The sequence below is a fragment of the Streptomyces sp. NPDC005017 genome (assembly GCF_042873115.1).
Taxonomy (GTDB): domain Bacteria; phylum Actinomycetota; class Actinomycetes; order Streptomycetales; family Streptomycetaceae; genus Streptomyces.
Map to the genome: position 1 here is coordinate 11,497 of NZ_JBIALD010000003.1, position 24,949 is coordinate 36,445.

The 24,949-nt window shown below is 72.3% G+C and carries 27 protein-coding genes; 16 read left to right on the plus strand and 11 right to left on the minus strand.

From position 1 onward, the window contains the following. Positions 1-151 precede the first annotated feature (151 nt). Positions 152-3,037: an aminomethyl-transferring glycine dehydrogenase gene (gene gcvP / locus ACFYR0_RS05035; protein WP_389322005.1), complete on the plus strand. Its 2,886-nt coding sequence runs from the start codon at positions 152-154 to the stop codon at positions 3,035-3,037. A gap of 137 nt (positions 3,038-3,174) precedes the next feature. On the opposite strand, the gene ACFYR0_RS05040 is transcribed toward gcvP, so the two are convergent. Further along, entirely contained in the window at positions 3,175-3,576 is a 402-nt protein-coding gene (locus ACFYR0_RS05040) for a molybdopterin-binding protein (RefSeq protein WP_389322007.1), read from the minus strand. Positions 3,577-4,038: 462 nt separating this feature from the next. Here ACFYR0_RS05040 and ACFYR0_RS05045 point away from each other — a divergent pair, with 462 nt between their 5' ends. Both ACFYR0_RS05045 and kdpF read left to right on the plus strand, forming a co-directional pair. Continuing rightward, a complete protein-coding gene (locus ACFYR0_RS05045) occupies positions 4,039-4,179 on the plus strand; it encodes a hypothetical protein (protein ID WP_389322009.1) in 141 nt (46 codons plus the stop codon). Then, the gene (gene kdpF / locus ACFYR0_RS05050) at positions 4,176-4,265 is read left to right on the plus strand and encodes a K(+)-transporting ATPase subunit F (protein WP_389322011.1); all 90 of its coding nucleotides are present in this window, start codon (positions 4,176-4,178) and stop codon (positions 4,263-4,265) included. The genes ACFYR0_RS05045 and kdpF overlap by 4 nt, the downstream gene beginning before the upstream one ends. A 319-nt stretch (positions 4,266-4,584) precedes the next feature. On the opposite strand, the gene ACFYR0_RS05055 is transcribed toward kdpF, so the two are convergent. Together ACFYR0_RS05055 and ACFYR0_RS05060 are read right to left on the minus strand one after the other, a co-directional pair. Continuing rightward, positions 4,585-4,791 carry a DUF5999 family protein gene (locus ACFYR0_RS05055; RefSeq protein WP_386383582.1) on the minus strand — a complete coding sequence of 69 codons (207 nt, stop codon included), beginning with the start codon at positions 4,789-4,791 and terminating at the stop codon, positions 4,585-4,587. A gap of 512 nt (positions 4,792-5,303) precedes the next feature. Next, positions 5,304-5,894 (minus strand): hypothetical protein, encoded by a 591-nt coding sequence (locus tag ACFYR0_RS05060; protein WP_389322013.1) that lies wholly within the window; start codon positions 5,892-5,894, stop codon positions 5,304-5,306. 561 nt (positions 5,895-6,455) lie between these two features. Between ACFYR0_RS05060 and ACFYR0_RS05065 the strand changes: the two genes are divergently transcribed. Together ACFYR0_RS05065 and ACFYR0_RS05070 are read left to right on the plus strand one after the other, a co-directional pair. Continuing rightward, positions 6,456-7,973, plus strand: coding sequence for a glutamate--cysteine ligase (locus ACFYR0_RS05065; protein WP_389322015.1), 1,518 nt, complete (start codon positions 6,456-6,458; stop codon positions 7,971-7,973). 121 nt (positions 7,974-8,094) lie between these two features. Continuing rightward, complete coding sequence (locus ACFYR0_RS05070; RefSeq protein ID WP_389322778.1) at positions 8,095-8,895, plus strand: CPBP family intramembrane glutamic endopeptidase; 801 nt, start codon at positions 8,095-8,097, stop codon at positions 8,893-8,895. Positions 8,896-8,946: 51 nt separating this feature from the next. On the opposite strand, the gene ACFYR0_RS05075 is transcribed toward ACFYR0_RS05070, so the two are convergent. After that, positions 8,947-9,756, minus strand: a complete 810-nt coding sequence (locus ACFYR0_RS05075) for a PhzF family phenazine biosynthesis protein (RefSeq protein WP_389322017.1) — start codon at positions 9,754-9,756, stop codon at positions 8,947-8,949. Positions 9,757-9,898: 142 nt separating this feature from the next. Here ACFYR0_RS05075 and ACFYR0_RS05080 point away from each other — a divergent pair, with 142 nt between their 5' ends. Next, positions 9,899-10,519, plus strand: a complete 621-nt coding sequence (locus tag ACFYR0_RS05080) for a PadR family transcriptional regulator (RefSeq protein WP_389322019.1) — start codon at positions 9,899-9,901, stop codon at positions 10,517-10,519. Positions 10,520-10,596: 77 nt separating this feature from the next. Here ACFYR0_RS05080 and ACFYR0_RS05085 read toward each other — a convergent pair whose 3' ends face one another. Further along, a complete protein-coding gene (locus tag ACFYR0_RS05085; protein WP_389322021.1) occupies positions 10,597-11,025 on the minus strand; it encodes an SRPBCC family protein in 429 nt (142 codons plus the stop codon). A 121-nt stretch (positions 11,026-11,146) separates the two neighbouring features. After that, positions 11,147-11,335, minus strand: a complete 189-nt coding sequence (locus ACFYR0_RS05090; RefSeq protein ID WP_389322807.1) for a hypothetical protein — start codon at positions 11,333-11,335, stop codon at positions 11,147-11,149. 199 nt (positions 11,336-11,534) lie between these two features. Between ACFYR0_RS05090 and ACFYR0_RS05095 the strand changes: the two genes are divergently transcribed. Together ACFYR0_RS05095 and ACFYR0_RS05100 are read left to right on the plus strand one after the other, a co-directional pair. Further along, a complete protein-coding gene (locus ACFYR0_RS05095) occupies positions 11,535-12,125 on the plus strand; it encodes a Clp protease N-terminal domain-containing protein (protein ID WP_389322023.1) in 591 nt (196 codons plus the stop codon). A gap of 60 nt (positions 12,126-12,185) precedes the next feature. Next, positions 12,186-13,202, plus strand: coding sequence for a DMT family transporter (locus tag ACFYR0_RS05100; RefSeq protein WP_389322025.1), 1,017 nt, complete (start codon positions 12,186-12,188; stop codon positions 13,200-13,202). A gap of 76 nt (positions 13,203-13,278) precedes the next feature. Here the strand turns inward: ACFYR0_RS05100 and ACFYR0_RS05105 are convergent, their stop codons facing one another. Together ACFYR0_RS05105 and ACFYR0_RS05110 are read right to left on the minus strand one after the other, a co-directional pair. After that, the gene (locus ACFYR0_RS05105; RefSeq protein WP_389322027.1) at positions 13,279-13,914 is read right to left on the minus strand and encodes an FMN-binding negative transcriptional regulator; all 636 of its coding nucleotides are present in this window, start codon (positions 13,912-13,914) and stop codon (positions 13,279-13,281) included. Further along, positions 13,914-14,597 (minus strand): pyridoxamine 5'-phosphate oxidase family protein, encoded by a 684-nt coding sequence (locus ACFYR0_RS05110; RefSeq protein WP_389322780.1) that lies wholly within the window; start codon positions 14,595-14,597, stop codon positions 13,914-13,916. The genes ACFYR0_RS05105 and ACFYR0_RS05110 overlap by 1 nt, the downstream gene beginning before the upstream one ends. A gap of 35 nt (positions 14,598-14,632) precedes the next feature. On the opposite strand from ACFYR0_RS05110, the gene ACFYR0_RS05115 reads away from it, so the two are divergent. Beyond that, complete coding sequence (locus tag ACFYR0_RS05115) at positions 14,633-15,964, plus strand: aminotransferase class I/II-fold pyridoxal phosphate-dependent enzyme (RefSeq protein ID WP_389322029.1); 1,332 nt, start codon at positions 14,633-14,635, stop codon at positions 15,962-15,964. Positions 15,965-16,120: 156 nt separating this feature from the next. Here ACFYR0_RS05115 and ACFYR0_RS05120 read toward each other — a convergent pair whose 3' ends face one another. Continuing rightward, the gene (locus tag ACFYR0_RS05120) at positions 16,121-17,080 is read right to left on the minus strand and encodes a DMT family transporter (protein WP_389322031.1); all 960 of its coding nucleotides are present in this window, start codon (positions 17,078-17,080) and stop codon (positions 16,121-16,123) included. A 75-nt stretch (positions 17,081-17,155) separates the two neighbouring features. Between ACFYR0_RS05120 and ACFYR0_RS05125 the strand changes: the two genes are divergently transcribed. After that, positions 17,156-18,100: a LysR family transcriptional regulator gene (locus tag ACFYR0_RS05125; protein ID WP_389322033.1), complete on the plus strand. Its 945-nt coding sequence runs from the start codon at positions 17,156-17,158 to the stop codon at positions 18,098-18,100. Here ACFYR0_RS05125 and ACFYR0_RS05130 read toward each other — a convergent pair. Further along, positions 18,060-18,530 carry a pyridoxamine 5'-phosphate oxidase family protein gene (locus tag ACFYR0_RS05130; RefSeq protein ID WP_389322035.1) on the minus strand — a complete coding sequence of 157 codons (471 nt, stop codon included), beginning with the start codon at positions 18,528-18,530 and terminating at the stop codon, positions 18,060-18,062. The two genes, ACFYR0_RS05125 and ACFYR0_RS05130, sit on opposite strands and share 41 nt — an antisense overlap. Positions 18,531-18,670: 140 nt before the next feature. On the opposite strand from ACFYR0_RS05130, the gene ACFYR0_RS05135 reads away from it, so the two are divergent. Beyond that, a complete protein-coding gene (locus ACFYR0_RS05135; RefSeq protein ID WP_389322037.1) occupies positions 18,671-19,312 on the plus strand; it encodes a cysteine hydrolase in 642 nt (213 codons plus the stop codon). 3 nt (positions 19,313-19,315) lie between these two features. On the opposite strand, the gene ACFYR0_RS05140 is transcribed toward ACFYR0_RS05135, so the two are convergent. Next, on the minus strand, positions 19,316-19,762 hold the full coding sequence (locus ACFYR0_RS05140; protein WP_389322039.1) for a Rieske (2Fe-2S) protein: 447 nt from the start codon (positions 19,760-19,762) through the stop codon (positions 19,316-19,318). A gap of 155 nt (positions 19,763-19,917) precedes the next feature. Between ACFYR0_RS05140 and ACFYR0_RS05145 the strand changes: the two genes are divergently transcribed. The 5 genes from ACFYR0_RS05145 to ACFYR0_RS05165 all read left to right on the plus strand — a co-directional run bounded on the left by ACFYR0_RS05145 (position 19,918) and on the right by ACFYR0_RS05165 (position 24,938). Then, entirely contained in the window at positions 19,918-20,673 is a 756-nt protein-coding gene (locus tag ACFYR0_RS05145) for a HipA family kinase (protein ID WP_389322041.1), read from the plus strand. Between the two features lie 29 nt (positions 20,674-20,702). After that, a complete protein-coding gene (locus ACFYR0_RS05150; protein WP_389322782.1) occupies positions 20,703-21,119 on the plus strand; it encodes a DUF3037 domain-containing protein in 417 nt (138 codons plus the stop codon). 439 nt (positions 21,120-21,558) lie between these two features. Next, entirely contained in the window at positions 21,559-22,320 is a 762-nt protein-coding gene (gene fabG, locus ACFYR0_RS05155; RefSeq protein WP_386383611.1) for a 3-oxoacyl-ACP reductase FabG, read from the plus strand. 17 nt (positions 22,321-22,337) lie between these two features. Continuing rightward, positions 22,338-23,099 (plus strand): SDR family oxidoreductase, encoded by a 762-nt coding sequence (locus ACFYR0_RS05160; protein WP_389322043.1) that lies wholly within the window; start codon positions 22,338-22,340, stop codon positions 23,097-23,099. Between the two features lie 258 nt (positions 23,100-23,357). Beyond that, entirely contained in the window at positions 23,358-24,938 is a 1,581-nt protein-coding gene (locus ACFYR0_RS05165) for an ABC transporter substrate-binding protein (RefSeq protein ID WP_389322045.1), read from the plus strand. Positions 24,939-24,949: the final 11 nt, after the last annotated feature.

Consider the following 24,949-nt stretch of genomic DNA (forward strand, 5'->3'; position numbering starts at 1 on the left):
TGTTCACGGTCCGCTCTCACCGACGGTGAAAGCCGGGTGCCCTCCGGGCGTCCGGTGAAGCTCTCAGGTTGAGATGACAGAGGGGGAGGCCGTCGGGGTACCAGCGCCGTGGTGCCCCTCGAAGGTCGCGTCAGACCAGGAGGCCTCCGCAATGACCGCCCAGCGCACGCCGCTCTCCGAGCTCGAACAGGGCATCCCCTTCGAGCAGCGCCACATCGGGCCCGACCAGGAGGCGCGGGCCAAGATGCTCGCGCACGTCGGTTACGGCTCCCTCGACGAGCTCACCGCCGCCGCGGTACCCGATGTGATCAAGAACGCCGATGCCCTGGACCTGCCGGGCGCGCGGACCGAGGCCGAGGTGCTCGCCGAGCTGCGCTCGCTGGCCGACCGCAACCAGGTCCTCGGTTCCATGATCGGTCTGGGCTACTACGGCACCTTCACGCCGCCGGTCATCCTGCGCAACGTCATGGAGAACCCGGCCTGGTACACGGCGTACACCCCGTACCAGCCGGAGATCTCGCAGGGCCGCCTCGAGGCGCTGCTGAACTTCCAGACCATGGTCGCCGAGCTGACCGGCCTGCCCACCTCCGGCGCCTCCCTGCTGGACGAGGGCACCGCGGCCGCCGAGGCCATGGCGCTGTCCCGGCGCATGGGCAAGAACAAGAAGGGCCTCTTCCTGATCGACGCGGACGCGCTGCCGCAGACGATCGCCGTGATCGAGACCCGCGCCGAGCCGACCGGTGTCGAGGTCGTCGTCGCCGACCTGAGCGAGGGCATCCCGGCCGAGATCGCCGGGCGCGAGATCAACGGTGTGCTGGTCCAGTACCCCGGCGCCTCCGGTGCCGTGCGGGACATCAAGCCGGTCATCGACCAGGCCCATGAGCTCGGCGCGCTGGTGACCGTCGCCGCCGACCTGCTCGCGCTGACGCTGCTGAGGTCGCCGGGCGAGCTGGGCGCGGACATCGCGATCGGCACGACCCAGCGCTTCGGTGTGCCGATGGGCTTCGGCGGACCGCACGCCGGTTACATGGCCGTGCACGAGAAGTTCGCGCGCAGCCTGCCCGGCCGCCTCGTCGGCGTGTCCGTGGACGCGGACGGGAACAAGGCGTACCGGCTGGCCCTGCAGACGCGTGAGCAGCACATCCGCCGCGAGAAGGCCACCAGCAACATCTGCACCGCCCAGGTGCTCCTCGCCGTGATGGCCGGCATGTACGCCGTCTACCACGGCCCCGAGGGGCTGAAGGGCATCGCGCGGCGCACCCAGCGCTACGCGACGATCCTCGCCGCGGGCCTGGCCGGCGGCGGTGTCGAGCTGGTGCACGGCGCGTTCTTCGACACGGTCACCGCGCGCGTGCCCGGCCGTGCCGCCGAGGTCGTCGCCGCCGCGCGGGCGAACGGTGTCAACCTGCACCTCGTCGACGCCGACCAGGTGTCGCTCTCCTGCGACGAGACGACCACGCGCGAGCAGCTCGCCGCGGTCTGGGCGGCCTTCGGCGTCGAGGGCGACGTGGCGGCGCTGGACGCTGCCACCGAGGACGCGCTGCCGGCCGCGCTGCTGCGCACCGACGACTACCTCACCCACCCCGTCTTCCACCAGCACCGTTCCGAGACGGCGATGCTGCGCTACCTGCGCAGGCTGTCCGACCGTGACTACGCGCTGGACCGCGGCATGATCCCGCTGGGCTCCTGCACCATGAAGCTCAACGCGACCACCGAGATGGAGCCGGTCACCTGGCCCGAGTTCGGCCAGCTGCACCCCTTCGCGCCCGAGGAGCAGGCCGAGGGCTACCTCACGCTCATCCACGAGCTGGAGGACCGCCTCGCCGAGGTCACCGGCTACGACAAGGTCAGCCTCCAGCCCAACGCGGGCTCGCAGGGTGAGCTGGCCGGTCTGCTCGCCGTCCGCGGGTACCACCGCGCCAACGGCGACGAGCAGCGGACCATCTGCCTGATCCCGTCCTCCGCGCACGGCACCAACGCCGCCAGCGCGGTGATGGCCGGCATGAAGGTCGTCGTCGTGAAGACCGCCGAGGACGGCGAGATCGACGTCGAGGACCTGCGGGCGAAGATCGAGCAGTACCGCGACGAGCTGTCGGTGCTGATGATCACCTACCCGTCGACGCACGGTGTGTTCGAGGAGCACGTCGCCGACATCTGCGCCCAGGTGCACGAGGCCGGCGGCCAGGTGTACGTGGACGGCGCCAACCTCAACGCCCTGGTGGGCCTGGCCAAGCCGGGTCACTTCGGCGGCGACGTCTCGCACCTCAACCTGCACAAGACGTTCTGCATCCCGCACGGCGGCGGTGGCCCGGGCGTCGGTCCGGTGGCCGTCCGGTCCCACCTCGCGCCGTACCTGCCCAACCACCCGCTCCAGCCGTCCGCCGGCCCGGAGACGGGCGTCGGGCCGATCTCGGCCGCGCCGTGGGGTTCCGCGGGCATCCTGCCGATCTCGTGGGCGTACGTCCGGCTCATGGGCGGCGAGGGCCTGAAACGGGCCACGCAGGTGGCCGTGCTCTCCGCGAACTACATCGCCAAGCGCCTGGAGCCGCACTACCCGGTGCTGTACACCGGCCCCGGCGGGCTCGTGGCGCACGAGTGCATCATCGACCTGCGGCCGCTGACCAAGGCGACCGGCGTGAGCGTGGACGACGTCGCCAAGCGGCTCATCGACTACGGCTTCCACGCGCCGACCATGTCCTTCCCGGTGGCCGGCACGCTGATGATCGAGCCGACCGAGTCCGAGGACATCATCGAGCTGGACCGGTTCTGCGACGCGATGATCGCCATCCGCGCGGAGATCGAGAAGGTCGGCGCGGGCGAGTGGCCGGCCGAGGACAACCCGCTGTTCAACGCCCCGCACACCGCGGGCGCGCTGGGCGGGGAGTGGACGCACGCGTACTCCCGCGAGGAGGCCGTGTTCCCGGCCGGCGTGTCGGTGGCCGACAAGTACTGGCCGCCGGTGCGCCGGATCGACCAGGCGTTCGGTGACCGGAACCTGGTGTGCTCCTGCCCGCCGTTGGACGCGTACGAGGACTGACGGCCGGTGGTCCGGGGCCTGAGGCCCTGAGATCGGTCACGGAGAGGCCCTGCCCCCTCGGGGGTGGGGCCTCTCGGCGTACGGGGCCGACGCCGCATGTCGACGAAGCGACCCGAGGGCCGTGCGGGCGCCGGAGGTCAGGTGCGGTCGATGTGTACGTTTGTCGACTTCACCCGGGCCGTGGCCTCCATGCCCACCTCCAGGCCGAGTTCCTCCACGGCCTCGCGGGTCAGCAGGGAGACCAGCCGGTGCGGGCCCGCCTGGATCTCGACCTGGGCGGCGACATCGCCGAGCTTGATCGCGGTGACGATGCCGGGGAAGGCGTTGCGGGCCGAGGTGTACGGCGGTTCGTCGCCCTCGGCGGCGGGCGACGCCTTGGCCAGCTCGACGGAGAACGCGGCAAGGTCGCGGCCCTCGATGACACGGCGGCCGCTGTCGTCGCGACGGGTGGCCACGCGGCCGGCGTCGGCCCAGCGGCGGGCGGTGTCGGGGCTCACGCCGAGCAGCCGGGCGGCCTGTCCGATGGTGTAGGACTGCATGCCCGTCACCCTAGGAGGTCGCCCGTGGGTGATCGACTCCGGCTCGCCTCGAGCCTGGACTCGGCCGGTCGTTCGGCCTGCTCGCGTCCCTTGCCCATGTCCGAGAGCCCCTCCAGCATCCAGCCCTGCAGGCGGCTGGGCGTACGGTTCCGCCATCACGCGACGGCGCGACCAGCGTAAGCGGAGAGTGATCTACGGGTCTGTGGTTGGGTATCAGGCTTCCGTCGAAAACCGGGTGCTCAGGTGAGGGCGAGGGGGCCGGGTGCGGGACCGGACGCACGGGGGAGTGCGCGGCGGTCGGAGACTGAGCATCACCGTCCTCCGCGGCGGCAGCGGCTGCCGACGTGAGGGGGTGCGGCGCGTGGGGGCCGCCGTGAGAGCGGCCTGCGGGGCCGTAAGAGGGGCGTCAAAGGCGGGTGGCGGGGGCCGTAGGAGAGGCGCCGACGGCGGTGGTTTCGGGCCGTGGAGGCGGTTCGCTCGGAGCGTTCTGTCCGACCGAGCTCATTCCAGGAGTTCACGATGGCCGCTCTGGCCTTCGTCGTCATCACCGTCGCGGCCTTCGCGCTGGTGGTCCTCGTCGCCAAGGGGGTGGCCAGGCTGTGACCGCCGAGAACGTCGTCGGCCTCGTCGTGGCCGTCGCCCCGCTGGGCTATCTCGTCCTCGCCCTGATCTTCCCGGAGAGGTTCTGAGAGCCGTATGGGTCCCGTAACCGTCGGCGTGCTCCAGCTGGTCGCCCTGATCGGCGCGCTCGCCCCCGTCCACGCCCCGCTCGGCAGCCATAGGGCGAGGGATTCTTCGACCCCGGGCAGTTGGGCCGGTCGCTGCCGGACGCGCTGCGCAAGCTCGATCCGCGGGTGATGGTCAAGCCCCCCGTGGGCCGGCTCGCCGCTGACCGCCGCCTTCGCGTTCGAGCGGTGCGACGGGGCGCGGACATGCGTCGGGGCCGGTGCGCGGTGAGTGCCGCGTCCGGCCCCTGTGGTGCGTCACGCGGGCGGGTGCCCGGCGGTTTCAGGCGGCCGTCACGACCCGGCTGGTGCCCAGCGGGCGGTGCGGGGCGATGATCTGGCCGTCCGGCAGGAGCTCACCGGTGTCCTCGAAGACGACGACGCCGTTGCACAGCAGGCTCCAGCCCTGCTCCGGGTGAGCCGTCACAAGACGGGCGGACTCCCGGTCGGCGGAGTCGGCTGAAGGGCACGGTGGCTGGTGCTGGCACATGGATGGGATCTTTCGCTCTGGCGTGGTGGGTGTGATCGCTGTGGTGTCTGTCCCGCGGCGTGAAACGTCGTTCATGGCCGCCCCCCGTTGTGATAAGTCGGTCCGGAACCAAGTGTTGCCCCACGGGCGTCGATCCGCAGGGATTTCGCAGCACCGCTTCTCACCTGTTCATGACGCGTCACCCGCGCGGGCGGTTCACCTCAACCCCACTGTCCTTTCGGGTGGTTCTCGGTGGCCTCAAATGCCTAGTCAAGATGGGTGGCGGGGTTCTGACCAGCTCCTCCGAGCGTAAATGTGCTCGCATGAGTGGGTAGTTGCGGTCCGTCGCCGGTTGTGCGCGGCTGGTGGCGGGGTGTTCTCCCGCGCTCTTGTGCGGCCCGTGGCGGGGCGTCCTCCACGGTCTTGCGCGACTCCTGACAGGGCGCTCCTCCACCGCACCGCACCGTGCCCCCGCCCCGGGCATGGCTGAGCCCCGCCGCACGGACGGGTGCGGCGGGGCGGGCGAGGGCTCGTCAGGCGGGCGAGCCCAGCAGGGGCGGCGGGGCCGGGGCCACGCCACGGGTCAGCAGCGGCAGCAGCTCGGTGACCTGGTGCGGGCGATGGGCCGCGATGCCGGGTGGAGCGGGGGCAAGCGGGACGAGCAGATCCGCGGCCCCGGGGCGGCCGGCCGAGCCGTCGGCCTGGCAGTCGCCGTGCAGCCACAGCGTCAGCATGTACAGGCCGGGGATCGACAGCAGGCGCGGCTGGTACGCCTGCGGCAGCGCCTCGGCCTGGCGCAGCGCGCGCTCGGTGGACGCGATGTAGGGCCCCTCGAAGAAGTGCGCGAAGGCCCAGCCGTCGGGGGTCGGCCTGGTCTCGGCGGCGGCCAGCGCGCGGCCACCGCCGAAGATCAGGAAGCGCCACCCGGCGAGCCGTGTGACGGGCGCGCCCTTGCCGGTGATCCGGTCCAGGACGTGCACGGGCAGCGGCAGTTCGGGTGTGAGGGGGCCCTGGGCGGCGCGCAGGGCCGGGGTCGTGGCCTCGCGGACGGCGGTGGGGGAACCGAGGGCCGTGAGGATGGAGCGAAGTGCGGGCGAGGGAGCCTCGGGGACATGCAAGGGCATGGTGGGTCGCCTCTCTGACTCGACAGGCAGGGTGACGCGAGGGCGGGCGGACGGCGCTGTCTGCTCACGAGGTCAGAGAGGCGGAGGCCGGGTACGTGACGAAAGGGCGGGCGGTTTCGCCGGATGACGGCTCGACGGCAAGTCCGTGCCACCGCGGGCGCCGACCTTCTCTGCCTTGTGCGCGAAGTTTATACGACGAGTGTTCGGTCGATGTTTCGTCTAGCGCTCGCCGGGAAGTGCGGCAAGGGGGAATCCGGTCCCGGATATGCGGAAGTCCTCCCGGTTCCGGTTCGCGCGCGAGGAGGTGACCTCGGACTCTGCGGTTACCGCGGTCGGCCTATTCTTGTCGGCGTTTTTCACGAGTCGCAAGACCTGGAAACCAACCGGTGCTTGCCCGTGGAATGTGCCGCGGATCACCTTGCCGTCGTGCGGGACCAGACTAGCGGGGCGGGAGCGGCCGCGGAGGCGTTACGGATCGCTCCCGCTGGGCATCATCCCCTTCCGACCCGGGAGCCCGGCGGCCGGACAACCCGGCCCGCCCGCTGGAGGAGGGACGCCTCGATGGGGGAGAAGGTCGTGGCAGGAGCGTTCGACCTGTCCGATCGGCAGCGCTACCGCGACAAGCTCAGGCGGTGCCTGAGGGGACTGGAGCGACTTCTGGAGGAGAAGCGGTTCGATCGGCCCAAGAACCTCATGGGGCTGGAGATCGAATTGAATCTTGCCGGGGCCGACGGCATGCCGAGAATGTTGAATGCGCAAGTCCTCGAACGGATCGCCAGCCGTGATTTCCAGACCGAACTGGCCGCATTCAACCTGGAGGTCAACATTGCCCCGCACCGGCTGGGCGGTCGTGTTTTCGACCGGCTCGCCGAGGAACTCCGCACCGGTCTGGCATATGCCCATCGAAAAGCCGCCGAACTCGACGCCGGCATCGTGATGATCGGCATTCTGCCCACCCTGGAACGCGATGACCTGGTCTCCACGAACCTCTCCGCAGCCGACCGCTACATGCTGCTCAACGACCAGATCGTCGCCGCGCGGGGCGAGGGCTTCACCCTCGACATCGACGGGGTCGAGCGCCTGACCTGCACCGCGACGTCCATCACGCCCGAGGCCGCCTGCACCTCGGTGCAGCTGCACCTCCAGTGCACGCCGGCCCGGTTCGCCGACGTCTGGAACGCCGCCCAGGTGGCCGTCGCCGCGCAGATAGCCGTCGGCGCCAACTCGCCCTTCCTGTTCGGCCGGGAGCTGTGGCGCGAGTCGCGGCCGCCGCTGTTCCTCCAGTCCACCGACACCCGCCCGCCCGAGCTGCAGGCCCAGGGCGTCCGGCCGCGCACCTGGTTCGGCGAGCGCTGGGTGAACTCGGCGTACGAGCTGTTCGAGGAGAACCTGCGGTTCTTCCCGGCGCTGCTGCCGATCTGCGACGACGAGGACCCGCTGGAGGTGCTCGACGCGGGCGGCGTGCCGAGCCTCGCCGAACTCGTCCTGCACAACGGCACCGTGTACCGCTGGAACCGCCCGGTCTACGGGATAGCCGACGGGGTTCCGCATCTGCGCGTGGAGAACCGCGTGCTGCCCGCCGGACCCACCGTCACGGACGTCGTCGCCAACGCCGCCTTCTACTACGGGCTGGTCCGCGCGCTGGCGGAGGAGTCACGGCCGGTGTGGACCCGGATGCCGTTCGAGACCGCCGCCGCCAACTTCGACACCGCCTGCCGCCTCGGGATCGACGCCCGCTTCCGCTGGCCCCGGCGCGGCCGTTACGGCGGTCTGGCCGAGGTGGACGCCGTCACCCTGGTCCGCGACGAACTGCTGCCGCTGGCCGAGGCCGGGCTGGACGCGTGGGGCGTGGAGCCCGCCGACCGCGACCTCTACCTCGGCGTGATCGACGAGCGCTGCCGGCGGCGGGTCAACGGGGCGTCCTGGCAGGCCGCCACCTTCCACAAGGCCCGGGAGGCCGGGCTGTCCCGCCCCGAGGCCCTGGCCGCGACGACCCGCCGCTACAGCGAGCTGATGCACCTGGGTGACCCGGTGCACACCTGGCCGGTGGGCCTGCCTGAGCCCGCGCCGCTCGGCTGAGCCGCCCGTCCCCGCGCCGCCGGGCCCGCCCCCGGCGGCGCACGCTCCCGCCCCTGACGTCCGTCGTACGTCCCGACAGGTGATGATGGGGCGAAACACGGGTGAGCGGCTGGAGGCTGGTGTGCAGGCGGAGGCGGGCGCGGTGGGAGAGTCCCTGCCGGGGGAGGGGCCGTCCAGGCGGATCCTGCGGGACGAGACGCTGCTCGTGCTGGCGCTCTCGCTGGGCGCTAGCGGTGTGGCCGCGCTGATCAGTTTCATCGGATCGGTGACCAGGCCCGGCGGGCTCAAGGACCAGGCCGCGACGCTCAACGCCTCGGCCGCGCCGGGCCGCCCCTGGCTGGACCTCGCCTGGCAGCTGTTCGGCATCACCACCGCGCTGGTGCCGGTCGCCCTGGTCGCGCACTTCCTGCTGCGCGAGGGCGCGGGCCTGCGCTCCCTCGGCTTCGACCGCACCCGTCCCCGGCCCGACCTGGGCCGGGGTGCCGCGGTCGCCGCCGTGATCGGCAGCACCGGCATCGCCTTCTACCTCGCCGCCCGGGGCCTCGGCTTCAACCTCACGGTGGTGCCCGAGGCCCTGCCGGACGTGTGGTGGAAGTACCCCGTGCTGATCCTGTCGGCCATCCAGAACGCCGTCGTGGAAGAGGTCATCGTCGTCGGCTATCTGCTGCGCCGGCTCCATCAGCTCGGCTGGTCGCCGGGCAGCTCGCTGATGGCCAGCTCGGTGCTGCGCGGCTCGTACCACCTCTACCAGGGCATCGGCGGGTTCATCGGCAACATGGTGATGGGCGTGGTCTTCGTCTACCTGTACCGCCGCTGGGGCCGGGTGGGTCCGCTGGTCGTGGCGCACTCGCTGCTCGACATCGGGGCGTTCGTCGGATACGGCCTGCTGGCGGGCCGGGTGGACTGGCTGCCCACCGCCTGACCTCTCGACCGCGGGGGCGTACGACACCGTCGTACGCCCCCGCGGTCGTGTTCAGACGAGGAGCTCGCCGTCGATCGTCGTGACCGCGCGGCCGGTCAGCAGGGTGCGGTCGCCGAGCAGGCGGGTGCGCACCAGGCCCGAGCGGGGCGAGGCCTGCAGCCCGGTCAGCTCGGTGCGGCCGAGACGCTCGGACCAGAACGGGGCGAGCGCGGTGTGGGCGCTGCCGGTGACCGGGTCCTCGTCGATGCCGACGTTGGGGAAGAAGCAGCGCGAGACGAAGTCTTGGCCGCGGGCGGGGTCCTCGGCGCGGGCGGTGGCGATGACGCCGCGCGCGGAGTGCGCGCCGATGGCCCGCAGGTCGGGCAGCAGGGTGCGGACGGTCCGCTCGTCCGGCAGCTCGACCAGCAGGTCGCCGACGTTCGGTCCGGTGTCGAAGCAGCTCAGCGGTTCGGCGCCGAGGGCCTCGGCGATGCCGTCCGGGACCGCGACGCGGGTGAGCGGCGCGGTCGGGAAGTCCAGGGTGATCCAGCCGTCCTCGCCGGGCGTCGCCACGAGCACCCCGCTGCGGGTGGCGAACCGTACGGGACCCTTGTGCGTGCCGGCGGCGGCGAGCGCGTGGGCCGTGGCGAGGGTGGCGTGGCCGCACATCGCGACCTCGGCGGCCGGCGTGAACCACCGCAGCGCCCAGTCCGCCTCGCCGCCCTCCGGAAGGGGGTGCGCGAACGCCGTCTCGGCGTGGTTCACCTCCCTCGCGATCCTCTGCATCCGCTCGTCGTCCGGGAAGGCGTCCAGCAGCAGGACACCGGCCGGATTGCCCGCGAAGGGGCGGTCGGTGAAGGCGTCGATGATTCGAATCCGCATGGGCACGAACCGTAGCCGCGGGACGAACCCGCAGGCCAAGGCCAATTCACCCCCTCTGGACCGATGAAGGGTTGTCGAACGAACTGTTCCGATATATCGTTGAAGCATCGCGACAGATCAACGATGGAATGGAGTGGTTGCGATGCGTACCCATGGATTCGAGCGTGGATGCAGGCCGGACGGTCCCTTCGGGCGCGGCCGGCAGGGTTTCGAGGGGCAGCGGGCGGCCTTCGGTCCGTTCGGGCCGGGAGGGCCCGGCTTCGGTCCCGGAGGGCCCGGCTTCGGCCCCTGGGGAGGCCGCGGGCGAGGAGGTCCCAGGGGGAGGGCGCGGCGCGGTGACGTACGGGCCTCGATCCTCGCCCTGCTCAGGGACCGGCCCATGCACGGCTACGAGATGATCCAGGAGATCGGCGAGCGCAGCGGCGGAGCCTGGCGGCCCAGCCCCGGCTCGGTCTACCCGACCCTCCAACTGCTGGAGGACGAGGGCCTGATCGTCAGCGAGAGCGAGGGCGGCAAGAAGCTGTTCTCCCTCACCGAGGCCGGCCGAGCCGCCGCCGAGGAGGGCCCCGAGGCCCCCTGGGAGGAGGCCGGGCGCAGCGTCGACTGGGAGGCCCTCGGTGAGATCCGCCAGGCCGGCTTCGGCCTGATGGAGGCCTTCGGGCAGGTCTGGAAGACCGGCAGCAAGGAGCAGCGCGAGAAGGCGCTGGGGGTCATCAACGAGGCCCGTAAGAAGCTGTACCTCATCCTGGCCGACGAGGACTGAGGCCGGGCCCCGGAAGGTGTGCTTTCAGGGCGCCCCGCGGTGTACGCCGCGGGGCGCCTCGCGGCGTTCCGGCGCCCTCACGTCACCAGGCCGCCCAGTTTGCGCAGCGACTCCTCCAGCGCGGCCGTCGCCGAGTCCTTGAGGCGGCCCGCCATCAGCGAGACGGCGGCACCGGTGAACTCCCCGTCGATCCGCACCGCCGTGCCCCCGCCCTCCGGGCTGAGGGTGTAGCGCGTGACGAGGGCGACCGCCATCGGGCCCTTGCCCCGGACGGCCAGCAGCCGGGCGGGTTCCAGTTCGGCCACGGTCCACTCGACCTCGGCCGGGAACCCCATCAGCTTCATGTTCTCCATGAACGTCACGCCCACCGCTAGGGCCGCAGGCCCGCCCGACGGGAAGCCGGTGTGGGTCGCGTTCCACTCGGCGTAGGCGGACCAGTCGGTGAGCCGCTCCCACACCTTCTCCGCGGGTGCCTCGATCCGTGCCTGAGCGCTGACTTCGGCCATGCGACCACCTCTTCGTGTAGGGCTGCGGTGTCGCGGAACGTAGCTCCGGAGGCATGAACCTTCAATACTGATGAGCCGTCAGAAAGCGTGCGCGAGGCGCGGGTTCGGCCCACCTCACGGTTCAGCCCATCTTGCGGATCAGCGCGGCGTCGAACACGTCCCGGGCGCGCGGGTGGGGGCCCTCGTCGTGGCAGTGCCAGGCGTCCCGGAACAGATCGGCGAGCAGCGCGTCCTCCGGGGCGTAGACCGGGTACGCGTACTGCCCGCCGTCGACGGCGGGCAGCTCCACCAGCCGGTACCAGCTCTCCACATGCAGCAGTGACGTGCGGCGTGGGTCGCGTGGTTGCCTGCGGGGCGTGAGGCGAATCGGCGCGCGCCCCTTCCCGACGACTGGCCTGATCTCATCCCCGAGGAGGAGAAAGCGGGCGCCCTTGTCCACTCCCCGTGGGACCCGAGAATGCTCCCAGCCGGGGATGACAGCGGCGACCGGGACTGATGGGGTGGAGGACGTGCAACACCGTATTCCCGGCCAGTCGACCGGCGACCAGGTCGGCCGGCCCGCAGAGGACGACACCGCCGGGCTCGGCGCCGAGCTCGTGGCGGTGCTCGCGGGCGCCCGCAGAAGGGCCCTGCGCGACGGGGACCGGCAGATCGACACCGCCCATGTGCTGCACTCGCTGCTGGAGTCCGACCCCGAGGTGGGCACCGTCTTCGAGGGCGAGGCGCAGGTCGCCCGGCTGCTCGGCTATCTCGTCCAGCGCTGCATCGGCTACGGACTGCGCTGGCAGAGCACCGTCGAGGACTCCGGCGCCGTCCCCGTGGTGAGCGGCGCCGCGGGCTGCTCGCCGTCGGCCTCGGCCGCGCTGGAGCGGGCACGCACACGTGCCGCCGAGCGCGGTGAAGCGCCCGCGCGCGGGCTCGACCTGCTCGCGGCCGTCGTGGCGGACCCGCGGTCGCGCGCCGTCGAGGTGCTCACCCGCGCCGGGATCGACGCGCGCGAGCTGTTCCTGCGGATCGAGGCGACCGCTCAAGGAGTCGGGGCGACCGCCCAGGGGCCCGAGGTGAACGCTCAAGGACCCGAGGGCGACCTGACGCTCTGAGGTCCGTCGGCTGAGACAGGTGTCATCGGGGGTGACGCTCATGTCGTCGCCTGTCATCATGTGCCGGTGCAGACGAACAGCAGCAGTACGGGTGGCGGTGGGAAGGGCGTGGGCCTCGCGCTCGCCCTCGGTTCGGCCCTCGCCTTCGGTGGGTCCGGAGTCGCGGCCAAGCCGCTCATCGAGGCGGGCCTGGACCCGCTGCACGTGGTGTGGCTACGGGTGGCCGGCGCCGCCCTGGTGATGCTGCCGCTCGCGGTGCGCCACCGGGCGCTGCTGCGCCGCCGTCCCGCGCTGCTCGCCGGGTTCGGACTGCTCGCCGTGGCCGGTGTGCAGGCCTTCTACTTCGCGGCCATCTCCCGTGTCCCGGTGGGCGTCGCGCTGCTCGTGGAGTACCTCGCGCCCGCGCTGGTTCTCGGCTGGGTGCGGTTCGTCCAGCGGAGGCCGGTGACCCGTGCCGCCGCGTTCGGGGTGGTGCTCGCGGCCGGTGGCCTCGCCTGTGTGGTCGAGGTCTGGTCCGGCCTGGGCTTCGACGCGGTCGGACTCCTGCTGGCCCTCGGCGCCGCCTGCTGCCAGGTGGGTTACTTCGTGCTGGCCGACCAGGGCAGCGACTCCGGCGAGGACGCCCCCGATCCGCTCGGCGTCATCGCCTACGGTCTGCTGATCGGCGCCGCCGTGCTGACGGTGATCGCCAGGCCGTGGGGAATGGACTGGTCCGTGCTGGGCGGCACCGCCGAGATGGACGGCGCCGAGGTCCCGGCCGTGGCCCTGCTGGCCTGGATCGTGCTGATCGCCACCGTCGTCGCCTACGTCACCGGCGTGGTCTCGGTCCGGCGGCTCTCGCCGCAGGTCGCCGGCGTCGTGGCCTGTCTGGAGGCGGTCATCGCGACGGTCCTGGCCTGGGTGCTGCTGGGCGAGCACCTCTCCGCCCCGCAGGTGGTGGGCGGCCTGGTCGTCCTGGTCGGCGCCCTCATCGCCCAGTCCTCCACCCCGGCGAAGGGCTCCGCCGAGGCCGTGGCGAGCGGCGGCGCGCGGGAGCGGGAGGAGCACGAGCTGTCCTCGCGGGGGGCGGGGTCCTAGCGGGCGGGACCGGCGAGGGCGCCTCGCTGTCGCAGCCGAGCCCCCACGCTCGCCCCCAGGCCGCTCCCACGCCCGCCTACGACGTCGGCCGTCTGCGCAGCACGTGCTCGCGGGCCGCCCCGTCCCGCGGGCCCGCCCGTTCGGCGAGGTGCTCCGCTATCCGGTCCTGGACGACGGCCGCCTTGCTGCCCGCGTACTTGAACTTCGCCCGGACGCCGGTCACCTCCAGCCGCAGCCCGCGGATCCCGGGCAGCATCCGGCCGTACGGCGCCTCACCCGCCACCACGGGGGCCGAGCCGCCCTCGGGCTGGAAGTGCGCCATCTGGCGGGCGAGCAGCGCGGCCTTCTCCTCCGGGTCGTCGACGATCCACGGCCGGCAGCGCAGCTGGACCGCCGCGTAGAGGCTGGTCGGTGTGCCGTGCTCGGGCGGGGTGCCGGGGGCGGCCTGCCAGGGGCCGGGCACGTACACGTAGTCGTCGACCACGCTGAGGACGACGTCGGCGGCCGCCTCGAGCGCGGGCCACAGCGGGTTCGGGCGGGCCAGATGGGTCACGGCGTCGCCGCGCCCGGCGTCGTAGGCGAAGTGCAGGGGCTGGACGTGCGGCGGCTCGCCGGGCGGGCCGTTGACGGCGAGCTGGCCGAAGTCGTGCACGGCCAGCCAGCGCTGCCACTCGGCGTCCTCCTTGGGTGCGTCCCAGGGGTGGACGAGCATCAGAGCATCGACGCCAGGTAGTCCGGCAGGCCGGTGCCGGGGGCGAGTCCGGCGTCGGGCAGCGGGACGTCGTAGCCCTTGCGGAGCGGGACGACACCGGCCCAGTGGGACAGGGCGTAGTCCTCGGGCTCCTCGCTCACCCCGCCGGTGCGGACCTTGGCGGAGACCTCGTCCAGATCGAGGCGGATGACGGCCGTGGCGGCGAGTTCCTTCTTGTTGGCGGGCCGGGAGTCGGCGGCGCGGCCGGGTACGACGTGGTCGACGAGCGCGTCGAGGGCGGCCCGCTTCTCCTCGGGGTCGGTCACGTCGTGGGCGACGCCGTGCACCACCACCGAGCGGTAGTTGATCGAGTGGTGGAAGGCCGAGCGCGCCAGCACCAGTCCGTCGACATGGGTCACCGTCAGGCACACCGGCAGTCCCGGGTCCGCCTGCCCGGTCATCCGCAGGGGGCGCGAACCCGTCGAACCGTGCACGTAGAGGCGCTCGCCGACCCGGCCGTACAGGGTGGGCAGCACCACCGGGGCACCCTCCCGCACGAAGCCGAGGTGGCAGACATAGCCCTCGTCCAATATCGCGTGCACCAGCTCCTTGTCGTAGGCGGCGCGTTCCGCGGAACGAGTGGGGACGGTGCGGTCGGTCGGCGTGTAGGCGGCGGGTGCCGTCGGCTGCGAGGTCCCCTGCATGGTGTTCTCCATTGCACTAGTGCATAATTATGTTTGTGCTAGGAGAATATCGGATCGAAGGGCGGGGCGCAGCGGAGATTTCCGCCAGCGTCGAGCGCGCGGTGGCCGCGGGTGAGCTGGAGCCGGGTCAACTGCTTCCGCCCATGCGCGAGTTGGCCGAGCGCCTCGGGGTGAATCCCAACACCGTCGCGGCCGCCTACCGCGTCCTGCGTGAACGCGGTGTCATCGAGACCCACGGCCGTCGCGGCAGCAGGGTGCGGCCGAGGCCCGCCACCAGCGGGCGCGAGTACATCCGCGTCGACGTGCCCGAGGGCGTACGCGACGTGGCGAACGGCAACCCGGACCCGGCCCTGCTGCCCGCGCTCGCCCCGGCCTTCGCGGCGGCCGCGGAGCAGGGCGACCGGCGGCCGGTGCTGTACGGGGACGCGGAGGTCGAGCCGGAGCTGGCCCGTTCGGCGCGCGCCGACCTGGACGCCGACGGCGTGCCGGCCGGGCCGGTGGCCGTCACCTCCGGGTCCCTCGACGCCATCGAACGCGTGCTCGCCGCCCACCTCAAGCCGGGCGACACCGTCGCCGTGGAGGACCCGGGCTGGGGCAGTGTCCTCGACCTCGTCCCGGCGCTCGGGCTGCGCCTGCACCCCGTCGGCGTCGACGACGACGGGCCTCTCCCCGACGACGTCCGCGCGGCCCTGGAAGCCGGGGCGCGTGCCCTGATCGTCACCTGCCGGGCGCAGAACCCGACCGGCGCCGCCGTGACGGCCCCTCGCGCGCGTGCCCTGCGCGAGGTCCTCCGGGAGCATCCCGGCACCCTGCTGATCGAGGACGACCACGGCCACCGGATCGTCGGCCTGCCCCTGCACCCGCTGGCCGGCACCACCCGGTACTGGGCGCTCGTACGGTCCGCCGCCAAGGCCTACGGCCCCGATCTGCGGCTCGCCGTGCTCACGGGCGACGAGGTCACCCTCGGCCGGGTCCGCGGGCGGCAGCGGCTGGGACCGGGCTGGATCAGCCGGATCACCCAGCGCGCGGTCGTGCGGCTGTGGGCCGACGGCGCGGTGGACGCGGGTGCCGTCGCGGCGGCCTACGGGCGGCGCCGGGACGCGCTGATCGCCGCGCTCGCCGAGCGGGGCGTCACGGGCCACGGGCGCACCGGCATGAACGTCTGGATCCCGGTGCCGGACGAGACCGGCGCGGTCGCCCGGCTGCTGCACGCGGGCTGGGCGGTGGCGCCCGGCGCACGCTTCCGGCTGAAGTCGCCGCCCGGCATCCGGATCACCGTGTCGTCGCTCACCGCCGACGACACGGGCCCGCTCGCGGACGCCATCGCCTCGGCGGTGGGGGCGGGGGAGGGGCGGCGGTACGTCTGAGACGGGCGGCCTTCGGCCACGAGTGCCCGGGTGCGCGGCTCTCCCGCACACCGGAAGCGCCTCACGCGTACGGCGGCGCGCCTACCTCACGCGCACGGCGGCGGCCATGCGCCTCCCGCACGCACGGCGGCGGCGCGCCTCCCGCACCGGCCCGGTTCAGTCCCGCGCCCTCGGCCGCGCCTGCGTCAGCGCCGCGCCCGCCAGCACGATCACCGCGCCGACCGGTGTCGACCAGGCCAGGGACTCGCCGAGCAGGGCGACCCCGGCGGCGGTGGCGACGACGGGGATGAAGTACGTGACCATCTGGGCCGTCGTCGGGCCCACCTCGTCGACCAGGCCGTACTGGATCAGGACGGCCAGCCCCGTGCCGAGGGCGCCGAGGGCGGCGATCGCCAGCAGGGGGCCGGGCGCGAAGCCGGTCGGCAGGGAGGTGGACAGGGGTGTCACGACGGCCAGTTGCAGGGTGGCGAGCAGCAACTGGGCGCCCGTCAGGGACAGATGCGAGTGCCCGGCACCGGCGAGCGTGCGGCGGACGTAGATCCAGCCGACGGGGTAGCTCAGGGAGGCGAGCAGCGCCAGGGCCGTGCCGGTCGCGTCCAGCCCGGCGAAGCCCTGCCAGGCGCCCAGCACCGTCAGCACCCCGAGGAAGCCGATGCCCAGCCCGGCGACCCGCAGCCGTGTCGGCCGGTCCTCGGAGAGGGCGACCAGCGACAGGGCCATGCCCCACAGCGGTGAGGTGGCGTTGCAGATGCCGGCCAGGGTCGAGGGGATGGTCAGCTCGGAGTAGGCGAACAGCGAGAACGGCAGCGCGTTGAGCAGCAGCGCGGCGACCGCCAGATGCCCCCAGGTCCGCGCGCCGCGCGGCAGCCGTTCCCGCTTCACCGCCATCGCGGCCGCCAGCACCGCCGTACCGAAGACCAGGCGGCCGAGGGTGACCTGGAAGGGGGCGTAGCCGTCGGTGCCCACCTTGATGAGCAGGAAGCTGAAGCCCCAGATCAGGGAGAGCCCGGCGAAGCGCAGGCGCCAGTCGAGGGCGCGGCGGGAGCGGGTGGGCGTGGCTTCCGGTCCGGCGGGGCCGGTGGGCCGGGTCGTCGCGGGCGTGCGGGCGGTCGTCATGGGGACCACGATGCCGCCGGACGATCTCTTAGCACAATCGAGAATACGCGCCCGTTATCTCGTAGCATCGCTTATATGTTGAATCTGGAGCGCCTGCGCACCCTCGACGCCCTCGCGCGGCACGGCTCGGTCAGCGGCGCCGCGGAGGGGCTGCACATCACCACCTCGGCCGTCTCGCAGCAGATGGCCAAGCTGGAGCGGGAGGTCGGGCAGCAGATCCTCGCCCGGCACGGGCGGGGTGTGCGGCTCACGGACGCGGGCCGGCTGCTGGCCGAGCACGCGGCGCGCATCCTGTCGCAGGTGCAGCTCGCCCAGTCCGATCTGGAGGCGCAGCGCGGACAGGTGGCCGGTGAGCTGCGGCTGTCGGCGTTCCCGACGGCCGCGCGCGGGCTGTTCCCGACCGCGCTGGCCGCCCTGCGCGCCGAGCACGCCCGTCTGCGTGTGCGCTCCTGCGAGCTGGAGCCGGAGGACGGCATCCGGGCCGTGGTGCGCGGCGATCTCGACCTGGCGGTCGTGCTCGACTGGTACAACAAGCCGATGCCGCTGCCGGACGGCCTGGTCAAGGCGCCCATCCTGGACGATCCCGCCGATGTGGCGATGCCCGCCGGGCACCGGCTCGCCGGCCGCGGCGAGGTGGACCTCGGGGAGTTCGCCGAGGACGAGTGGATCACCTGGGGTGAAGGGGAGTTCTGCCACGAGTGGCTGATGTTCACGCTGCGCTCCCGGGGCGTCGAGCCGATCGTCGGCCATCGCGCGGCCGAGACGCACACCCAGCTCGGGCTGGTCGCCGCGGGCCTCGGGGTGTGCATCGCGCCGCTGCTCGGCCGGCACCCCATCCCCGAGGGTGTGGTGACCGTGCCGCTGCGCCAGCGGGTGCGGCGGCACGTCTACGTCGTGTGGCGCGCGGACGCCGACCGCAGGCCCTCGATCCGGGCCGCGGTACGGGCGCTGCGGGCGGCGGGGGAGTCCGTGTCGGGGACTACCGCGGCGACGCCAGCTTCCGGAAGTCCCACGACCTGACCGTCTCGGGAACCAGGCGCAGCCACGCGTGCCGCCCGTCGTGCGGGAGTTCGTCGATCGCGAAGTACTTGCGGGCGAACAGCACCTCCACGGCGGCGAGTTCGGGGACGTCGAGACCGGTGCGCGGCACCTCGCCCACGACGTCCACCCGGCCGGCCAGCTCGACACCGCGCAGCTCGTCGTAGTAGTGGCCGGCGTCGACCGTGACGGCCACGCGCGGGTCGCGGCGCAGGTCGGCCCAGCGCTTGCTGCGGGTGATCGAGTACAGCCACAGCGCTTCGCCGTCCCAGACGAACCAGAGCGGGCTGACGTGCGGGGCGCCGTCGGCGGACACGGTCGCGACCCGGCAGGTGCGTTCGGCGGCGAGGAAGGCGTCCGTCTCCTCGGCCGACATCATGATTCTCCGGCCCCGGCGCTGGGTCACGGGCATGTCAGTCCCTCCGGCCTCGCGATCGCCTCCGCCCACCGCGGAGCTGACGGTCCGTCAGGACGGAGCATGGCTCGTCTTCCGCCCGTACGCAACGGCCGCTACTCTCGCCCGACCGGCCGCCGGTGACAAGGGGGAGTGCCATGCCGTCGTACGACGCCCTGCGCGAGATCCTGGACCCCGCGTCGACCGTCCTGCTCACCGTCGAGTGTCAGCAGGGTGTGGTGGGCCCGGACGCCGCGCTGCCCGAACTCGCCCGCGAGGCACGGGCGTCGGGGGCGCTCCACCGGATCGCCCAGCTGGTCACGGCGGCCCGCTCCAGCGGTGTGCAGGTGATCCACGCCCTGGCCGAACGCCGTCCCGACGGACGCGGCGCGAACCGCAACGCGCGGCTGTTCCGGGCCGCCGAGCGACTGCCCGTGCGCCAGCTGTCCGGCACGACCGCGGTACGCGTGGCCCCGCCGCTCGAGGTGGCCGAGGAGGACTTCGTCGTACGGCGGCTGCACGGGCTGTCGCCGCTGCACGGCACCGAGGTCGACGCGCTGCTGCGCAACCTCGGCTGCCGCACGCTGGTCGTCACCGGCGTCTCGGCCAACGTGGCGATCCCCAACGCCGTCTTCGACGCGGTGAACCTCGGCTACACCGCCGTCGTCCCGACCGACGCGATCGCCGGGGTACCCGCCGCGTACACGACCGCGATGATCCGCAACACCCTCGCGCTGGTGGCCACCCTCGCCACCACCGACGACGTGCTGAGCGCCCTCAAGAGGCCCCGCCGGGGCTGATCCTCACACCAGGGTGATGGTGTCGCCGTCGACCGTGATCTGCTCCGCGGGCAACGGCTTGGTCGCCGGGCCCTTCTTCACGCTGCCGTCCGTCACCGAGAACTCGCTCTGGTGACAGGGGCAGTGGATGATCCCGTCCGCGATCTCCTTGACCTGGCAGCCCTGATGGGTGCAGGTCGAGGAGAACGCCTTGAACTCGCCCGCCGTCGGCTGGGTCACCACCACCTTGGCGTCCCCGAACACCTTGCCGCCGCCCTCGGGGATCTCGGACGTCTTGCCGAGCACGGTCCCCGCGGCCGTCCCCGCGCCCGTCTCCGTACCGCCGTCGCCGCCTCCGTCGTCGCCGGACCCGCACGCGGTCAGTGCGACGGCGATCCCCGCCGCCCCGGCCGCCGCCATGACGGTGCGCCGGGCCGGGCCCGTCGTGGGCTGAACCGATTCGCTGGTCATTGCCGTTCCCTTCACCTGACGTCACCTGGTTCCGTAAAGGGTTACGGCCCGCGCGGCGCCCACGTTCAGCCGCCACGCGCGTCGTCACCCGAACGTACCGCCCGGCCCGCCGGGGCGCGTCCCGGCGGCCGTGAACGCCCCAGTAACCTGGGGCGATGCTCAAGGAAGTCATCGCGACCCGGTTCATCACGCCGCTGCGCGAGGGCGGCTCGCTGCCGGGGCTGGTCGAGGCCGACGACGGCGGCGCCTACGTCCTGAAGTTCAGCGGCGCCGGACAGGGACGCAAGACCCTCGTCGCCGAGGTGGTGGTGGGCGAACTGGCCCGTCGGCTCGGTTTCCGGATGCCCGGCCTGGTCACGGTCGAACTGAACCCGCTCCTCGGCCTCGGCGAACCCGAGCAGCAGGTGCAGGACCTGCTGAGGTCCAGCGGCGGCACCAACCTCGGCATGGACTTCCTGTCCGGCGCCCTCGGCTTCGACCCGCTCGCCTTCGCGGTCGACCCGGGCGAGGCGGGCCGGATCGTCTGGTTCGACGCGCTGGTCAACAACGTCGACCGGTCCTGGCGCAACCCCAACATGCTGATGCGGCAGGGCGAGCTCTGGCTGATCGACCACGGCGCGACCATGATCTGGCACCACAACTGGTCCGGCGCCCTGGCCTCCGCCGCCCGGCCCTACGACGCCTCCGACCACGCGCTGGCCTCCTTCGCCCCGGACGTGGCAGCCGCCGCCGCCGACCTGGCACCGAGGGTCACCGAGGACCTGCTCGCCGAGGTGACGGCCGAGATCCCCGAGGTGTGGCTGGCCGGCGAGCCCGGCTTCGACTCCGCCGACGCGCTGCGGCGGGCCTACGCCGAGCCGCTGCTCGAACGGGCGGCCGTGATTCACGAACGGATCGAGGGGATCAAGTGAGCGACACCCGGATCAACGTCGCCGGGCACATCACCGAGCGCCACTTCACCCGGGCCGGACAGGGCGGCGACCGCGAGGTGTTCGAGTACGCCCTGCTGCGGGTCGTGCCGCGCATCGAACGCGGCGAGTGTGTCAACGCGGGGGTGATCGTGTACTGCCGCGCCAGGTCCTACCTCGCCGCGCTCACCTATCTCGACGAGTCCCGCCTCCTCGCCCTGGACCCCGAGGCCGACCTGGCCGGGGTGCGTGCCGCGCTGCGCGCGGTCGAGGGCGTCTGCGCGGGCGGCCCCGCGGCGGGCCAGGCCGCTGAAGACGCCCCCGGCCCCCGCTTCCGCTGGCTGGTCGCCCCCCGCTCCACGATCGTCCAGCCGGGCCCGGTCCACACGGGCCTCACGGCGGACCCGGAGGCGGAGACGCGGCGGTTGCTGGAGCTGCTGGTGCGCTGACGGGTCACGTTTTCCGGGCTGCCTGGGCGGTCCCCCCTTACCGCGCTGACGGGTCACCTTTCGCGGGCTGTCCGGGTCGTCCCCCTCGCCGCGCTCACGGGCCACCTCCCCGGGCTGCCCGGTCGTCCCGCCGCCGCGCCATCGGGCCGCGGGGCCCAAGCCGCCCCGCTGTCCCGCCGCCGCACGGTCCCCGTCCGCCCGCTCACGCCGGTCCCTCGCGCGCCGAGGTCGACCGGGCGTTCGATGCCGCCCGCGACCGAGCGGCCGTCGGCGGGTTTCCCGCGCTTCCGTCGGCAAGGGAGGGCGCGGCGGGTAATGGATCACATGGCGCCGTGTGGCGTTGACACGGAGTGTCATGGCTTCTAGCGTCTCGACTGCTGAAGGTACTAAGCGGTCGCTCACCGCACGTCACGTCTCTCAAGGGCGAGGAGATCCAGCAATGTCCACCACTGAGCAGCGGGTCGCAGTAGTCACCGGTGCCGCGCGCGGTATCGGTGCGGCCACCGCCGTACGACTGGCGGCCGAGGGCCGCGCGGTCGCCGTGATCGACCTCGACGAGGCCGCCTGCAAGGACACGGTCGAGAAGATCACCGCCGCGGGCGGCCGGGCCGTCGCCATCGGCGCCGACGTCTCCGACGAGGCCCAGGTCGAGGCCGCGATCGCACGCGTCGTCGAGGAGCTGGGCGCGCCCACGATCCTCGTCAACAACGCCGGCGTCCTGCGCGACAACCTGCTGTTCAAGATGAGCGTCTCGGACTGGGACATCGTCATGAACGTGCACCTCAAGGGCTCGTTCCTGATGACCCGGGCCATCCAGAAGCACATGGTCGACGCCGGCTTCGGCCGCGTGGTCAACCTCTCCTCGTCCTCCGCGCTCGGCAACCGCGGCCAGGCCAACTACTCCGCCGCCAAGGCCGGCCTCCAGGGCTTCACCAAGACCCTGGCCAAGGAGCTCGGCAAGTTCGGCATCACCGCCAACTCCGTCGCCCCGGGCTTCATCGCCACCGACATGACCGCGGCCACGGCGGAGCGGGTCGGCATGGGCTTCGAGGACTTCAAGGCCGCGGCCGCGACGATGATCCCCGTGGCGCGCGTCGGCGAGCCCGACGACATCGCCAACGCCGTCGCCTTCTTCACCGGCGAGGCCGCCGGATTCGTCTCCGGCCAGGTGCTGTACGTGGCCGGCGGCCCGCTCGACTAGTGATCAGGAGCACGGACATGACTGAACTTCCCGCACTCTCGGGCAAGGTCGCGCTGATCACCGGCGGCAGCCGGGGCATCGGCTACGGCGTCGCCGAGGCCCTGATCGCCCGTGGCGACCGCGTCTGCATCACCGGCCGCAACGAGGACGCGCTCAAGGAGGCCGTGGACAAGCTCGGCGCCGACCGCGCCATCGGTGTCGCCGGCAAGGCGCACGACCTGGACCACCAGGCCCAGGCCGTCGAGCGCACCATGGAGGCCTTCGGGCGGGTCGACTACCTGGTGAACAACGCCGGCACCAACCCGGTGTTCGGCGCGATCGCCGACCTCGACCTGAACGTCGCCCGCAAGGTGTTCGAGACCAACGTGGTCTCCGCGCTCGGCTTCGCCCAGAAGACCTGGCACGCCTGGCAGAAGGACAACGGCGGCGCGATCGTCAACATCGCCTCGGTGGCCGGTCTCGCACCCTCGCCCTTCATCGGCGCCTACGGCATCAGCAAGGCCGCGATGATCAACCTGACCGTGCAGCTCGCGCACGAGTTCGCGCCGAAGGTGCGGGTCAACGCGATCGCCCCGGCCGTGGTGAAGACCAAGTTCGCCGAGGCCCTGTACGAGGGCCGGGAGGCGGAGGCCGCCGCGGCCTACCCGCTGGGCCGTCTCGGTGTGCCCTCGGACATCGGCGGCGCCACCGCGTTCCTCACCTCGGAGCAGTCGGCCTGGGTCACCGGCCAGACGCTCGTCGTCGACGGCGGCATCTTCCTCAACGCCGGCGTCGCCTGACGCGCCGGCCCCGAGGCGTGGAGGACCCGGGCGCCGCCTCCCTTCCGGACCGTCGAGTGTGACGGATTCCGGTTGACGGAAACGGCGCCCGTGTCTTCGTCGAAAGGTGTCAAACGAGTCGTAACGGTGCAGCCCAGAGTGATGACAACGTAGTCATCCTTGAAGGTGTCAACTACGTTATGTTTGAGCGCTCCTACGGGCCTCGACGACGCGGTAGGGTCTGCCGACCCTTGGTATGGCAGATCGAGGAGCGTGCGCGTGTTCAACCGGAACCGATTCCTGCGGAGTATCGCGGCGATCGCGTCCATATCCCTGGCAACCGGATGCAGCCTGTTCTCCGACGGCGGCGACGACGACCAGGGCCCGATCGTGGTGGGGACCACCAGTGCCCCCAGCACGTTGGATCCGGCCGCTTCCTGGGACGGCTCATGGGAGCTGTTCCGCAACGTCTACCAGACCCTCCTCAGCTATTCGGAGGGCTCGACCTCGCCCGAGCCGGACGCGGCCGAGAAGTGCGCCTTCACGGACACCTCGAACACCACGTACCGCTGCACCCTGCGGGGCGGGCTGAAGTTCTCCGACGGCTCCACGCTGGACGCCGAGGCCGTCAAGCACTCCGTGGACCGCATCCTGAAGATCAAGGCGGACACCGGTCCGTGGGGACTGCTCGGCAGTCTGGAGCGGGTGGAGACGCGCGGCGACGACCAGGTTCTGTTCCACCTCAAGACCCCGGACGCCACCTTCCCGTTCGTGCTCGCCACCCCGGCGCTGTCGATCGTCAACCCGGACAAGTACCCGGCCGACGCGCTGCGCGAGGACGGCCGCGTGGACGGCTCGGGCCCCTACAAGCTCGACTCGTACTCCGAGAACGACAAGGCCGTCCTGGTCCGCAACGAGAACTACAAGGGCAGCGCCGAGCGCCGCAACAACGCGGTGACGATCCGCTACTTCCAGGACTCGGCCTCCATGGTCAGCGCCCTGCGGGACAAGCGCATCGACGTCACCTACCGAGGCCTCGCCGCCGACGACGTCGTCTCCCTCCAGATCAAGAACGAGAGCGCCGGCCTCCAGCTCGTCGAGGGCAGCGGCATGGACATCAGCTACGTGGTGTTCAACCCCAAGGACGAGTGGGCGGGCAAGGCCGCCGTCCGCAAGGCCGTCGCGCAGATCGTCGACCGGTCGGCCATCTCGCACAAGATCTACAAGGACACCGTCGACCCGCTGTACTCCATGATCCCCACGGGTCTCACCGGCCACACCACCGTCTACTTCGACAACTTCGGCGACCCCGACGCCGAGCAGGCCGCCAAGATCCTCGAAGAGGCCGGCATCGACGAGAAGGTGCCGCTGACCTTCTGGTACACCACCGACCGCTACGGCTCCGAGACCGCCGTGGTCTTCAAGGAGCTCAAGCGGCAGCTGGAGGCGTCCGGGCTGTTCGAGATCACCCTGAAGAGCCGGCCGTGGAAGACCTACGTCGGGGGCTACCAGAAGGGCGAGTACGCGGTGTTCGGCCGTGGCTGGTCCCCCGACTTCCCCGACCCGGACAACTTCATCGCCCCGTTCGTCGGCGACGAGAACGCCCTCGGCACGCCCTACGCGGCGCCCGAGATCACCGGCACCCTGCTGCCGCGCTCACGCCGCGAGAGCGACCGCGGGCAGGTCAAGCGGGACTTCGAGGAGGCCCAGCGGCACCTCGTCGACGACGCGCGGCTCCTGCCGCTGTGGCAGGGCAAGCAGTACGTCGCCGCGAACGAGGACATCTCCGGCGGGGCCCAGGCCCTCGACCCGTCCTCGATCATGATGATGTGGCAGCTTTCCCGGAAGACGAGCTGGTAGACCGCCCGGCA